General features: G+C 70.1%; 8 protein-coding genes and 1 pseudogene. 4 read left to right on the top strand and 5 right to left on the bottom strand.

What is annotated here, in order from left to right; all coding sequences use genetic code 11:
• Nucleotides 1-29 precede the first annotated feature (29 nt).
• The 5 genes from ABD366_RS23175 to ABD366_RS23155 form a co-directional block, all read right to left on the bottom strand.
• Nucleotides 30-2,126, bottom strand: a complete 2,097-nt coding sequence (locus ABD366_RS23175; RefSeq protein WP_344442371.1) for a TPM domain-containing protein — start codon at nt 2,124-2,126, stop codon at nt 30-32.
• A gap of 225 nt (nt 2,127-2,351) precedes the next feature.
• A complete protein-coding gene (locus tag ABD366_RS23170) occupies nt 2,352-3,125 on the bottom strand; it encodes a succinate dehydrogenase/fumarate reductase iron-sulfur subunit (RefSeq protein WP_324773879.1) in 774 nt (257 codons plus the stop codon).
• The gene (locus ABD366_RS23165) at nt 3,122-5,056 is read right to left on the bottom strand and encodes a fumarate reductase/succinate dehydrogenase flavoprotein subunit (RefSeq protein WP_324773881.1); all 1,935 of its coding nucleotides are present in this window, start codon (nt 5,054-5,056) and stop codon (nt 3,122-3,124) included. The genes ABD366_RS23170 and ABD366_RS23165 overlap by 4 nt, the downstream gene beginning before the upstream one ends.
• Before the next feature lie 25 nt (nt 5,057-5,081).
• Nucleotides 5,082-5,918, bottom strand: coding sequence for a hypothetical protein (locus tag ABD366_RS23160; protein ID WP_324773883.1), 837 nt, complete (start codon nt 5,916-5,918; stop codon nt 5,082-5,084).
• 34 nt (nt 5,919-5,952) lie between these two features.
• Nucleotides 5,953-6,246, bottom strand: coding sequence for a hypothetical protein (locus ABD366_RS23155; protein WP_324773958.1), 294 nt, complete (start codon nt 6,244-6,246; stop codon nt 5,953-5,955).
• A gap of 745 nt (nt 6,247-6,991) precedes the next feature.
• On the opposite strand from ABD366_RS23155, the gene ABD366_RS23150 reads away from it, so the two are divergent.
• From ABD366_RS23150 to ABD366_RS23135, 4 genes and pseudogenes are all read left to right on the top strand, one after another.
• Nucleotides 6,992-9,244, top strand: a complete 2,253-nt coding sequence (locus ABD366_RS23150) for an ABC transporter family substrate-binding protein (protein ID WP_324773960.1) — start codon at nt 6,992-6,994, stop codon at nt 9,242-9,244.
• Between the two features lie 271 nt (nt 9,245-9,515).
• Nucleotides 9,516-11,423, top strand: coding sequence for a translational GTPase TypA (gene typA, locus ABD366_RS23145; protein ID WP_324773885.1), 1,908 nt, complete (start codon nt 9,516-9,518; stop codon nt 11,421-11,423).
• A 780-nt stretch (nt 11,424-12,203) separates the two neighbouring features.
• Nucleotides 12,204-13,235 carry an ABC transporter permease gene (locus tag ABD366_RS23140; RefSeq protein ID WP_324773887.1) on the top strand — a complete coding sequence of 344 codons (1,032 nt, stop codon included), beginning with the start codon at nt 12,204-12,206 and terminating at the stop codon, nt 13,233-13,235.
• Nucleotides 13,236-13,341: 106 nt separating this feature from the next.
• Nucleotides 13,342-13,619 (top strand): annotated as a pseudogene (locus ABD366_RS23135) (ABC transporter substrate-binding protein); the annotation flags it as partial.

The following is a 13,619-nucleotide window of genomic DNA, read 5'->3' as shown; positions in this document are numbered from 1 at the left end:
GGGGGAGTATCAGGAATCCGGCGTGCCGCTCAAAAGCGTCCGCCGCCGCCTCTGCGACCGCGGGTCCCGCCGCCGCCGAAGCTGCCGGGTCCGCCCCCGCCGCCGAACCCGCCGCCGCCCATGCCGCGTCCGCCGCCCATGCCGCGTCGCCCGCCGCCGAGGAGCTGGCCGAGGAGGATCCCGCCGAGCACGGCGCCGCCCGAGCCCCCGCCGCCGCGTCCGCCGCCCCCGTACGGATCGCCGTACGAGCGCACGTCGCGCTCGGCGAGCGCCTGCGCCTGCCGGGCCAGCGCGTCGGCCTGCTGCGCCTCGGCGAGCGCCGCCGCCGGGTCGCTCTGCTCGGCGCCCTGCGCGTTCGCCAGATGCCGCTGGGCCTCGGCGAGCCGGGTGCGGGCCTCGCTGCCGACGGCGCCACGGTGCGTCGTGACGAAGTCGGCCGCCGCGCCGGTGCTGCTGCGCGCGGCGAGCAGGGCCTGGCCGAGGAGTGAACGGGCGCGCGTGGTCCCGGCCTCGCGCTCCCGTGCCGCCGCGAGCGCCTCGTCGAGCGCCGCGTCCGCCTCCTCGACGCGGCGCAGCGCGTCGATCGGGTCGTACGGGCCCGCGGCCCGCTCCTTCTGTACGTCGCCGACGACGGACTCGGCGCGGGCGATGCGGCCCTGAAGATCGGCGGTGGAGACGCCCTGCGCGGTGCCTTCGAGGAGGCCGCGCGCGTCGGCGAGATCGGCCTCGGACTCGGTGAGCGCGGCGGGCAGTTTGTCCTTCGCCTCGGCGAGTTCCCCGGCGAGGCGCTCGACCGCGGCCACGAACGTGTCGGCCTGGTCGATGGCGCCCTCAGCGACGCGCAGGTGCACGGCGGCCCGGCCGTTGTCGCCGGTGTCGACGGACTGACGGGCCTGGCCGAGATGGGTCGTGGCGAACGCGAGCCGGTCCCTGGCCTGCTCGACATGGCCCGCGACGGAGACGAGCGCGGAGGGCGCGTACTGCCTGCCGAGCGCGGTCAGTGTCTCCTGCGCGCGGTCGGTGTGCGCCGCCAGCTCCTGCGCGGCGCGTTCGGCGTTCGCGAGCGCCTCGGGCGCCGCCTGCTCCAGGGACCGCAGCCGGTCGAAGTCCCCGGACTCCTGGTCGAGCCGGCGCCCCGCCTCGGTGCAGCGGCTGATGATCTCGTCGAGCATGCGCCGCTTCGTCGGATCGTCCTCGGGGAACGCGTCGTCGAGCTGCTGGCGCAGCTTGAACGCCGCGGTCAGCTCCGTCTGCGCGTACGCGAGCGCCTCGCTGAACGGTTTGACCGCCTCCTCACCGAACTGGGCGGTGGCGAAGCCGAGTTCCTCGGTGCTGGTGCGTACCGCGTCGTCGGTCTCCACCAGCAGGTGACGGGCTTGCGTGTCGAGCTCGGGGAGCGGAGCGACCTGCGACTTCCCCCAGCCGGCGGCGCCCGCCCCACGTCCCCGGCCGGGGGTGGTGCGCTCGCTCATCCGCCTCTTGCGCCGGGTGTACGAGTACACGGCCACGGCACCCGCGGCGCCGACGGCGATGAGGGGGAGCACGAGATCGCCGGTGCCCGTGCCGTCGCCCGCTCCGGGGTCGGCCTCGCCGGGCGTGATCGCCGGGGTGGGCACGGGCCGGCCGGCGACGACGGCGTCGATGCCGTGCGCGGCACCGATCGCGGCACCGGGCCAGTCGTTCTTGCGCAGGGCGGGTTCGACGCCGGCCTGCGTGATGTCCTCGATCTGCGCGTCGGTGAGCCGGGAGTCCTGGTCGACCGAGAGCGCGTACTGGCGGTCGTGCGTGGCGACGGCGAGCAGTACGTCGTTCAGGCCGAGCCCGTTCTTGTCGGCGGTGGCGTCGGCCCAGTTCTGGGCGGAGCGGCCGGAGAAGTCCCGCACGTAGGTGACGAAGAGCTGGATGCCGCGCTCGTCGTCGAGCTCGCCGAGTGCGGTGGCGACGGCGTCCTCGCGGTCGCCCAGGGCGGCCACCTTGTCGGTGATCTGTCCGGTGCGGGAGAGGGCGACCGGGTCGTCGGCGTGGGCGGTGGTGGCGGGGGGCAGCAGTAGCCAGAGCAGCGTGAGGAGGGCTGCCGCGGCTGTGCGGGTGGTTATCTGTAGCGGGGTTGGGCGGGGCTCGGGCACATTTTGGAGCGTATGTCTGGGGGCGGGGTGTCGCGACCGGGCGGGGTTGTTGCCCTGCCGGCCGTAGCCCGCGCCCCGGGGTTCGCGCGGAGCCCCGGGGCTCCGCCCCGGCCCCCGCTCCTCAATCGCCGGAGGGGCTGGAATGGGGTGCTGCTCGATCCCCGGAGGGGGTGGGTGGGGTTCTCCTCAATCACCGGAGGGGCTGGAATGGGGTGCTGAATGGGGTCAGGGTGATTGCCTTCGGCGGATTTTGTTGCCCAGCCAGACCACCGGGTCGTACTTGCGGTCCACGGCGCGTTCCTTCAGGGGGATCAGCGCGTTGTCCGTGATCTTGATGCCTTCGGGGCACACCTCTGTGCAGCACTTCGTGATGTTGCAGTAGCCGAGGCCGTGTTCGTCCTGGGCGGTGCGTTTGCGGTCGAGGCCGTTCTCGGAGGCCTCGTCCAGGGGATGCATGTCGAGTTCGGCGACGCGCATCAGGAAGCGCGGGCCCGCGAAGGCGGCCTTGTTCTCCTCGTGGTCGCGCACCACATGGCACGTGTCCTGGCACAGGAAGCACTCGATGCACTTGCGGAACTCCTGCGAGCGGTCGACGTCCTCCTGCATCATCCGGTACTCGCCGGGCCCCAGTCCGGCGGGAGGCACGAACGCCGGGACCTCGCGCGCCTTCGCGTAGTTGAACCCGACGTCGGTGACCAGGTCCCGGACGACCGGGAACGCGCGCAGCGGCGTCACGGTGATGACGTCGTCCCGGTCGAAGACGGACATCCGCGTCATACACATCAGCCGCGGCCGCCCGTTGACCTCCGCGGAGCACGAACCGCACTTGCCCGCCTTGCAGTTCCAGCGAACCGCCAGGTCAGGGGCCTGGGTCGCCTGCAAGCGGTGGATGATGTCGAGGACGACCTCGCCGTCGTTCACCTCGACGGAGAAGTCCTCCAGGTCACCGCCCCCGGTGTCCCCGCGCCATACCTTGAACCGGGCCTCATACGCGCTCACTCGTACAGCTCCTCTTCGGCCAGGTACTTGACCAGCTCCTCTTTCTCGAAGAGGGCCAGCAGGTCGGGGCGGATGGGTTCGGTGGTCTCGCGGGCGAGGCTGATCTGGCCGCGGACCGGATCGGTCGCGGCAAGGCCCCCGCTGGGATCGCGGAGCCGGCACAGCAGGTTCACCCGCCGCCACTCCCGGTCCATCGCCGGATGGTCCTCGCGGGTGTGGCCGCCGCGCGACTCCTGGCGCTCCAGGGCGGCGCGGGCGATGCACTCGCTGACGAGCAGCATGTTGCGCAGGTCGAGCGCGAGGTGCCAGCCGGGGTTGAACTGCCGGTGCCCCTCGACGCCGGCCCGGCGGGCCCGTACCCGCAGATCGGCGAGTTTGCGCAGGGCCTGCTCCATCTCGGGCTCCCGGCGGATGATGCCGACGAGGTCGTTCATCGTCTGCTGGAGTTCCTGGTGCAGGGTGTACGGGTTCTCGGGGACGGTGCCGTCCTCCTGGCCCTCGGCGGAGAAGGGACGCAGCGCCTCGGCGGCGGCGGTGTCGAGCTGAAGGTCGGCCACGGCGGGCCGGTCCGTCAGCCCCTGCGCGTACGTGGCCGCGTGCAGCCCCGCACGGCGGCCGAAGACGAGCAGGTCGGAGAGCGAGTTGCCGCCGAGCCGGTTCGAGCCGTGCATGCCGCCGGCCACCTCGCCGGCCGCGAAGAGACCGGGTACGCCGCGGGCCGCCGCCGTGTCCGAGTCGACGGCGATGCCGCCCATCACGTAGTGGCAGGTCGGTCCGACCTCCATGGCCTCCGCGGTGATGTCGACGTCCGCCAGCTCCTTGAACTGGTGGTACATCGAAGGCAGCCGGCGCCGGATGACCTCGGCGGGCATCCGGGTCGAGACATCGAGGAACACCCCGCCGTGCGGGGAGCCGCGGCCCGCCTTGACCTCGGAGTTGATGGCGCGGGCCACCTCGTCCCTGGGCAGGAGTTCGGGCGGGCGCCGGTTGTTGTCCGGGTCCTCGTACCAGCGGTCGCCCTCGGCCTCGGACTCGGCGTACTTCTCCTTGAAGACGTCGGGGATGTAGTCGAACATGAAGCGTTTGCCCTCGGAGTTCCTGAGCACTCCGCCGTCGCCGCGGACCGACTCCGTGACGAGGATGCCCTTCACCGACGGGGGCCAGACCATCCCGGTCGGATGGAACTGCACGAACTCCATGTTGAGCAGTGGCGCGCCCGCGAGGAGGGCGAGGGCGTGGCCGTCGCCGGTGTACTCCCACGAGTTCGACGTCACCTTGAAGGACTTGCCGACGCCGCCGGTGGCGAGGACGACGCTGGGCGCGTCCAGGACGAAGAAGCGCCCGCTCTCGCGTTCGTAGCAGAACGCGCCGGAGACGCGGTTCTCGTCCTCGTCCTTCAGTACACGGGTGACCGTGCACTCCTGGAAGACCTTCAGCCGCGCCTCGTAGTCACCGAACTCCTCCTTGTCCTGCTGCTGGAGCTGGACGATCTTCTGCTGGAGGGTGCGGATGAGTTCGAGTCCCGTACGGTCGCCGACGTGGGCGAGGCGTGGATACTCGTGCCCGCCGAAGTTGCGCTGCGAGATCCGCCCGTCGCGCGTACGGTCGAAGAGGGCGCCCCAGGTCTCCAACTCCCAGACGCGGGCCGGGGCTTCACTCGCGTGCAGCTCGGCCATCCGCCACTGGTTGAGGAACTTGCCGCCGCGCATCGTGTCGCGGAAGTGGACCTGCCAGTTGTCGCCGGAGTTCACATTGCCCATGGCGGCCGCGATGCCGCCCTCGGCCATCACCGTATGGGCCTTGCCGAACAGGGACTTGCAGATCACCGCCGTACGCGCCCCTTGCTCACGCGCCTCGATCGCGGCCCGCAGCCCGGCGCCGCCCGCGCCCACCACGACAACATCCCACTGCTGCCGCTGCACCACACTCATCGTCGAGCTCCCACCGTCGAATGCATCAGAAGAACCGCGGATCGTCGAAGACGCCGGACGCGACCAGGTACACGTAGAAGTCGGCGAGCGCGACGCTCACCAACGAGGCCCAGGCCAGCAGCATGTGACGGGCATTCAGCTTGCCGACCCAGCCCCACAGGCGGTAGCGCACGGGGTGCTTCGAGAAGTGCTTGAGGCGGCCGCCGATGATGTGCCGGCACGAGTGGCAGGAGATCGTGTACGCCCAGATCAGCGCGATGTTCAGCAGGAACACCAGGGTGCCCAGGCCCATGTGGCCCCAGGCGTAGGTCTCGTCGCGGAAGGCCAGCACGGTGTCGTAGCTGAGGATGCAGGCGACGAGTACGGCCGCGTAGAAGAAGTACCGGTGGATGTTCTGGAGGATGAGCGGGAAACGGGTCTCGCCGCTGTACTTCTTGTGCGGCTCGGCCACCGCGCAGGCCGGCGGCGACGCCCAGAAGCCGCGGTAGTAGGCCTTGCGGTAGTAGTAGCAGGTCAGCCGGAAGCCGAGCGGGAAGATCAGGATGAGCAGGGCGGGGGAGAGGCCCCACCAGGAACCGAAGATCTCCCAGTTCGGGCCGTGCCGCATCGGTTCGCAGTTCTCGGCGATGCACGGCGAGTAGAACGGGGAGACGTACGGGGCCGCGTAGTAGTCCGCGTTGGCGAAGGCCCGCCAGGTCGAGTAGACGACGAAGGCGAACAGGCCCGCCGCGGTGGCGGCCGGGGCCAGCCACCAGCGGTCCGTGCGCAGATGGGGCGCGGCGATCGCGGCACGGGTCCGGCCTCGGACGCCGGTGCCGCCGTCGGTATGGGGTTCGGTACTGGGTTCCGTGCCGGTGGCCAACGAAGCCTCCGCTCGAAGGGACGGGGTGGATCGTTCAGGGGGCGTGCCTGTTGCGTGCGCCGAGTCCCTCGTCGTCCGAATCGGTCCACAGGGTGCTGTCGTACGGGGTGTCGGGGATCGGTACGAGGCCCTGCGGGCGGGGCGGGTCCGGGTGCCCGGGGGGCGCTGCCGAGGCGCGCAGCAGGGCCACGCTCTCGCGCAGGTGGTCCGTGTCGGCGCGGACCCGGCGCAGGTCCGGGCCCGTGAGTTCGGGTTGGAGCCTGGACACGGCGCGGGCGAGCTCGTCCACGCAGCGCTGAATGACCGTCAGGTCGTTGTTCAGGGACATGACTTGCCTCGCTTCCGCGGGTGCGGCGGAGATGCTCATGCGCCTGCGAGTGTCGCGCGTCACATTGCCGTTTGTGAAGGCCGCGGGGCGGATTGCCGGGTGCGCTTGTTTGTGCGCCCCCCTCATTTTCGAGCCGCGCCGGCGCGCCGCGCCTCTCGGCGCCGAGAGCGTCTACCCGGTGGGCGGGGCCCGATCGCGCAGTTCCCCGCGCCCCTGGGGAGTTCTCCGTCTGCGAGCCGGTAGGGCTGATCGCGCCGTTCCCCGCGCCCCCGAGATGCGCACTTCGTGCGGCATCTCATGTGGCGCGTCCCCGCGCCCCCTGGGAATGGGGCTGCGGCGAAGCCGCACGCCCCAGGGGCGCGGGGAACGGCGCGATCAGCCCCCACCGGCCGTCAGACGCATGCGACCCGTAAGGGGCGCGGGGAACTGCGCGAGAAGCCCCACCGGCCGGCAGCCGCTCTCGGCCTTCGGGGGCGCGGGGTACGGCGCGAGAAGCCCCACCGGCCGTCAGACGCATGCGACCCGTAGGGGGCGCGGGGAACGGCGCGGCTGAGCCTCGAAAACCGGGCCGCGCCCGATCCACCGCACCCAACGGACGTTGCGCCGCACGGGTGGGGTTCGGGGGGATTCACGCCGTGTCGCCGGGCGCGGAGGGCCGGATCCCCTTCAGTGGGCCGATAGATGTGATCAGCGACATATACCGCCAAACGTGATCAACCGGCCCGCACCGGAGGTAGACGCCGAGATGCTCCACAACCCCAGGCGCCCAGGCGCAGCCACCCGCTCGGCCGCGTTCCTCGTGAGCGGCGCGCTCGCGGTGACCGCCCTCGCGGGGTGCGGCTCCGACGACGACGAGGCGGGTACCCCCTCCGCCGGTCAGGACATCGCACCCGCCGCCCGCGACCGGATCGAGGACGGCGGCAGCCTGCGCTGGGCGATCGACTCCATGCCGGGGACCCTCAACACTTTCCAGGCGGACGCCGACCGGACGACCGGCCGGATCGCGGGCGCGGTGCTGCCGTCGATGTTCCGGCTGGACGCGCAGGGACGCCCGCAGCGCGACGCCGACTACCTGGAGAAGGCCGAGGTCATCGAGACCGAGCCCAAACAGGTCGTGCAGTACAAGCTGAACCAGAAGGCCGTCTGGAGCGACGGCCGCGAGATCGGGGCCCCCGACTTCGCCGCGCAGTGGCGCGCCCTGTCCGGCAAGGACAGCGCGTTCTGGACCGCGCACAACGCGGGCTACGACCGCATCGAGAAGATCGAGCGCGGCGCCGACGACCTCGAGGTGCGGGTCACGTTCTCCAAGCCGTACGCGGACTGGCGGGCCCTGTTCTCGCCGCTGTACCCCAAGGACGTCATGGGGACGCCGGACAGCTTCAACGACGGCGCCCGCCGCAGGCTCAAGGTCACCGCGGGCCCCTTCGACCTCGACTCGGTCGACCGGGACGCCAAGAAGGTCACCCTCGAGCGCAACCTGCGCTGGTGGGGCCGGGGCGCCAAGCTCGACAAGGTCGTCCTCACCGCGGTGCCGCGCGCCAAGCGGGCCACGGCCCTCGCCGCCGGCCGGCTCGATCTGGCCGGACTCGACCTGGGCGGCGCCGAGCGCCTCGCCCACGCCGCCCGCGACCAGGGCGCCTCCGGCCCGCTCACCCACGGCCCGGGCTCCGCCCTCACCCCCGCCAAGGCGCTGCGCTCCTGGGCGATCGCGCACGGCGAGGACGAGGAGGCGGCGGACGAGGAGATCGCCGCCCGCGAGAAGACCCGTAAGGCGGTGAAGAAGTACGCCAAGGAGCAGGCGAACCTGCACGGCTTCGAGGTCCGCAAATCCCTCGAACCGGCCTTCACACAGCTCGCGCTGAACGGCGCCGAGGGGCCGCTCGCCGACGAGCGCGTGCGCCGCGCCGTGGCCCGCGCCCTCGACCGCAGGCACCTCGCCGAGGTGGCCCTCAAGCCGCTCGGCCTGCCGGTGACCACCGTCGACAACCATCTCGCCCTGGCCGGGCAGTCCGCGTACTCCGACAACAGCAACGCGCTCGGCGACCAGGACACCGCCGAGGCCCAGGCGCTGCTCGCCGAGGCGGGCTGGGTGCCCGGCGGCCCGGTCGAGGAGAAGAAGGAGAAGCCGAAGACGGCGGGCGGCCAGGCCGACGGGGACGCGCAGGGCGACGGCGAGGACGGCAAGCCCGGCGATCACGCGCCCCTGCTCGGCCCGGGCCCGGTCGCCGCGGCCCAGCACACCGCGCTCCTGCACCAGGCCGACGCCGTACAGCTGCGCGCCGCCGACAAGGAGAAGAAGAAGCACCCGGGCGGGCACCATAAGAAGAGCGGCCACGGCGAGCACACCGCCGAGAGCCTCGGGAAGAGCACCGCGCGGTACGGCAGCCAGGGCGGCGCCCCCGGCGCGTACGCCCCGATGGGGACCGCAGCACCGGGCGGCGCCGCAGCGGGCGCGCTCGCCAAGGACGGCAAACCGCTCACGCTGCGCTTCGTGCTCCCCTCGGGACCGGGCTCGGAGCAGCTGCGCTCCGTCGCGGACGAGATCACGCGCATGCTGCGGAAGATCGGCGTGCGCACGGACGTCATGAAGGTCGACGACGAGAGCTACTTCAAGGACCACATCGCGTCCGGCGAGTACGACCTCGCGCTCTACACGTGGCCCGCCTCCGCCTATCCGGCCACCGACGGCCGCCCCATCTACGCCAAGCCGGTCCCGGCCGCGGACGGGTCGCTCACCGTCGAGCAGAACTACACCCGGGTCGGCACGGACCACATCGACCAGCTCTTCGACCAGGCCATCGGTGAGCTCGACGCCGACGAGGAACGGTCCCTGATGAAGCAGGCCGACGCCCAGATCTGGGCCGCGGCAGGATCGATTCCTCTCTATCAGCGCCCCGAGCTGGTGGCGGCCCGCCCGGACCTCGCCAACGCCGGCGCCTTCGGTTTCCAGGAGCCGGAGTACGAGGACATCGGCTACCTGAAGAAGAGCCGGAAGTGAGCCGGAAGTAAGCCGAAAAGAATCTTTAGCTCAGATCGAGCTCAACTCCCTTGCCCGCGGGACTGCCCTGCGGGCAAGGTTCGTTATACCCATTGACCTGCAGTTTTCCCCGATCGACCGCTGATTCCGGCCCTCCCCGACAGGGCCGGAAGCGCCCCCACCCGTCAAGCCCCGTACCATGGGGTGAGGCCGTGGCGTGTCCAGCCCGGCAGGGCGCGCGTATCACTGATGTACGCGCAGCCGTCCACTCACTCCGGGAGTACGCCGCAATATGGCCACGCGCCACGACATCCGAAACGTCGCTATCGTCGCCCACGTCGACCACGGCAAGACGACCATCGTCGACGCCATGCTCAAGCAGGCCGGCTCGTTCGCCGCGCACGCAGCCGAGTCCCTCGACGATCGCATGATGGACTCGAATGACCTGGAGCGTGAGAAGGGCATCACGATCCTCGCCAAGAACACGGCGGTGAAGTACCACCCGAAGGATGGCGGAGACGTCATCACGATCAACATCATCGACACCCCGGGCCACGCCGACTTCGGTGGCGAGGTCGAGCGTGGTCTGTCGATGGTCGACGCCGTCGTTCTGCTGGTCGACGCCTCCGAGGGCCCGCTCCCGCAGACCCGCTTCGTGCTGCGCAAGGCGCTCCAGCAGCGCCTCCCCGTCATCCTGTGCATCAACAAGACGGACCGGCCCGACTCGCGTATCGACGAGGTCGTCAACGAGACGTACGACCTCTTCCTCGACCTGGACGCGGACGAGGAGCAGATCGAGTTCCCGATCGTCTACGCGTGCGGCCGTGACGGCATCGCGTCGCTGACCAAGCCGGAGAACGGCACGGTCCCGGCGGACTCCACCAGCCTGGAGCCGTTCTTCTCCACGATCCTGGAGCACGTCCCGGCCCCGACGTTCGACGAGGAGGCCCCGCTCCAGGCGCACGTGACGAACCTGGACGCCGACAACTTCCTCGGCCGTATCGCGCTGCTCCGTGTCGAGCAGGGCGAGCTGCGCAAGGGCCAGACCGTGGCCTGGATCAAGCGCGACGGCACGATCCAGAACGTCCGCATCACCGAGCTGCTGATGACCGAGGCGCTCACCCGTAAGCCCGCCGAGGTCGCCGGTCCTGGCGACATCTGCGCCGTCGCCGGTATCCCCGACATCATGATCGGCGAGACGCTGGCCGACCCGGAGAACCCGGTCGCGCTGCCGCTGATCACGGTCGACCAGCCGGCCATCTCCATGACCATCGGTACGAACACCTCGCCGCTGGTCGGCCGCGGTGGTACCGGCAAGGGCGCGCAGGCGAAGTCCGCGGTCAAGGACCGCAAGGTCACCGCCCGTCAGGTCAAGGACCGCCTGGACCGCGAGCTGGTCGGTAACGTCTCGCTCCGTGTCCTGGACACCGAGCGTCCCGACGCCTGGGAGGTGCAGGGCCGCGGTGAGCTGGCCCTGGCGATCCTGGTCGAGCAGATGCGCCGTGAGGGCTTCGAGCTGACCATCGGCAAGCCGCAGGTCGTCACCAAGGAGGTCGACGGCAAGACGCACGAGCCCGTCGAGCGCCTGACGGTCGACGTGCCCGAGGAGCACATGGGCGCCGTCACGCAGCTCATGGGCGTCCGCAAGGGCCGCATGGACAACATGTCGAACCACGGCTCCGGCTGGGTCCGCATGGAGTTCGTCGTGCCGTCCCGCGGCCTGATCGGCTTCCGTACGGAGTTCCTGACGAGCACCCGCGGTACGGGTATCGCCCACTCCATCCACGAGGGCCACGAGCCGTGGTTCGGCGAGCTGAAGACCCGTAACAACGGCTCGCTCGTCGCGGACCGGGCCGGCGCCGTCACCGGGTTCGCCATGACGAACCTCCAGGAGCGCGGTGTGCTGTTCACCGACCCCGGCACCGAGGTGTACGAGGGCATGATCGTCGGCGAGAACTCGCGCGCCGACGACATGGACGTGAACATCACCAAGGAGAAGAAGCTCACCAACATGCGCTCCGCCTCCGCCGACTCCTTCGAGGCGATCGTCCCGCCCCGCAAGCTGTCCCTGGAGCAGTCCCTGGAGTTCTGCCGCGACGACGAGTGCGTCGAGGTGACCCCGGAGGCCGTGCGCATCCGCAAGGTCGTCCTGGACCAGAAGGAGCGCGGCCGCTCCGCCTCGCGCGCCAAGCACGGCTGACGCGCCTGTAGTTGACGCGAACGCCCGGTGCCCCGAAAGGGGTGCCGGGCGCTTTGCGTTGGCGCTAATCTGCCCTTGTCTACGCGGATTGACAACGACGGACCTCGGGCTTTGCCCAACAACGGGTCAAAATCCGTCCGGACGCAAGTGATTAAGTCCACCTCGGTGTCCGCTATCCGGGCACCAATGGTCGATAGATATGTAACACGTCCGTTTCGTGTCCCTCTATCTCGGATCTGTTTGTCCGGATTTTGGGCAATGTACGCATCAGGTGTGATCGAACCGAGACCAAAAGAGTGTGGTCGACGAAGGCCGCGTGGCTAATAGTTGACGGCGTAGAGCTCGGGTCAATGGGTCACGCGCTGTGGGGAGCGCCGACTCGCGAGCACACTGGGGCACTGAACCTTCGCCGTCAGGGGTGTCGGCTCGGTTACTTGTGCCCCCACTTGTAGTGAACAAAGTGGACTCATGAGGAGGAACCCATGCGAGGTGCCACAAGCGCCATATGGGTCGCGTCGTCCCCGATGACAGGTGTAGGTCCCGCGGGCACGTCTCGTCCCGTCCCCGTGGTGGACGAGGTAACGATCCAGCGTCGCGCACGCTCTTGACGGCTCGGCTCCGTGGTCCGGCAGCCGCCGACCGCGGGTCAGGGTTCCTCAGGGGTGGGTTCACCCCAGTCGTTGTTCCCCTCGCGCGCTCCGTATGACGTACGCCGTGCGAAGGCCGTCGCTCACCGGTTACCCGGCCGACGACCTCCAACACCTGTGAAATGGACGAATCATGACGAGTCCAATCGAGATTGAGGGCGCCGAGACCTCTTCCGCCTTGGACAAAGAGAGCGCGCCGCAGGGTGACGCGAAGGAGCCCAAGAAGCTGGAGGGGCGCAGCCCCGGCCAGATGATGTGGCGCCGCTTCAAGCGGGACAAGACGGGCATCGTGTCGGCCTGTGTCGTCATCTTCTTCTTCCTGATAGCCGCCCTCGCCCCGGTCATCACGAAGCTGTACGGCAAGGACCCGTACACCTTCTACGGCCAGGACGACCCCACGCTCCTCAACGAGTTCAACCTGCCGGCCGGGCCCAACGGCGGTATGTCGCCGGAGCACTGGTTCGGCATCGACCCGAACTACGGCCGCGACGTGCTCGCGTACCTGCTGTACGGCATCCGTACGTCGCTGTTCACCGCCCTGCTCGCCACGATCGGCATGGTGCTCATCGGCATCGTCATCGGTCTGACCGCGGGCTACTTCGGCGGCAAGATCGACTACTGGCTGGGCCGGCTCATCGACTTCATGCTCGCGCTGCCCAGCCAGCTGTTCATGGTCGCGGTCATGCCCGTCGTCGTCACGGTCTTCGTCGCGCCCGACGAGGAGACGCCGACCTACGTCCGCTTCCTCGCCATCACCGGCGTGATGTGGCTGCTGACCTGGATGAGCCTGGCGCGTCTGATCCGCGCCGCGACCCTCTCCCTGCGCGAGCGGGAGTTCGTCGAGGCGGCGAAGGTCGCGGGCGCCTCGCCCTGGCGGATCGTCCGCAAGGAGCTGCTGCCCAACCTGGTGACGCCGATCATCGTGCAGGGCACCTATCTGCTCCCCAGCACCATCCTCTCGGTCGCCTTCCTCTCCTTCGTCGGCGTGGGCTATCAGGACCCCACCCCCGACTGGGGGCTGATGTTCGCCACGGCCGCGAACATCTACGAGCAGGACCCGACCTACATGTTCTTCCCGGGTATCGCCATGGTCGTCTTCGTCGTGGCGTTCAACCTCCTGGGTGACTCGGTCCGGGACGCCTTCGATCCCAAGACCGGACGCTAGCCAGCACCACCCAGGGGGCAGCTGCCACCCGGGCGCCGGACGACCAGGCCGGATGCGCCAGGCAGCACCGCAGGATCACTACTCACAGGCAGGTGGACTCGACTCCATGAGCATCCTTCGATCGCGCACGGCGCAGGCAACGGTCGCCGCGGCGGCTGTCGGCGCCCTCGCGCTGACCGGCTGCAGCAGCGGCAGCAAGAGCAGCAACAAGCCCGTCGGCAAGACCCAGGAAGACGCCAAGGCCCAGGCCAAGCCCGTCACCATGGGTACCGCCCAGGACTCCGTCGGCCCGGCGAAGCCTGTTGCCGGTGCCAAGAAGGGCGGCACGGTCCAGGTCTACCAGGAGGCGGACTTCTCGCACCTGGACCCGGGGCAGATCTACGT

Origin of the sequence: Streptomyces kunmingensis (assembly GCF_039533535.1) — a bacterium.
Classification (GTDB): Bacteria; Actinomycetota; Actinomycetes; order Streptomycetales; family Streptomycetaceae; genus Streptomyces; species Streptomyces kunmingensis.
The sequence above is the reverse complement of the archived record's forward strand: the minus strand, read 5'-3'. Positions and strand labels throughout refer to the sequence as shown.